General features: G+C 52.0%; 2 rRNA genes. Both read left to right on the forward strand.

Annotated features, from left to right (window positions below):
* Positions 1 to 104: ribosomal RNA gene (locus CWM54_RS27905) — 23S ribosomal RNA — on the forward strand; the annotation flags it as partial.
* Between the two features lie 198 nt (positions 105 to 302).
* A 5S ribosomal RNA gene (rrf, locus tag CWM54_RS27910) occupies positions 303 to 418 on the forward strand.
* Positions 419 to 421: the final 3 nt, after the last annotated feature.

A 421-nucleotide genomic window follows, 5' to 3' on the forward strand; every position in this document is an offset into this window, starting at 1 on the left:
GTCTCCTGAAGGAACGTTGAAGACGACGACGTTGATAGGCCGGGTGTGTAAGCGCAGCGATGCGTTGAGCTAACCGGTACTAATGAACCGTGAGGCTTAACCTTACAACGCCGAAGGTGTTTTGGCGGATTTGAGAGAAGATTTTCAGCTTAGATTCAGAGTTGAGTACGCAATAATTTGCGCAGCAGCAAGACGACAAGCGAAGTAAAGGAAAGAGCATACTGAAGTATGTGACTGACTTTACGAGCGCAGGCAACGCGGCTGATGCGATAAAGAATTGCGTACTGAGCACAAAGAATTTGCCTGGCGGCACTAGCGCGGTGGTCCCACCTGACCCCATGCCGAACTCAGAAGTGAAACGCCGTAGCGCCGATGGTAGTGTGGGGTCTCCCCATGTGAGAGTAGGGAACTGCCAGGCATC

Source organism: Klebsiella sp. D-Nf1 (assembly GCF_002810515.1).
Classification (GTDB): Bacteria; Pseudomonadota; Gammaproteobacteria; order Enterobacterales; family Enterobacteriaceae; genus Klebsiella; species Klebsiella variicola.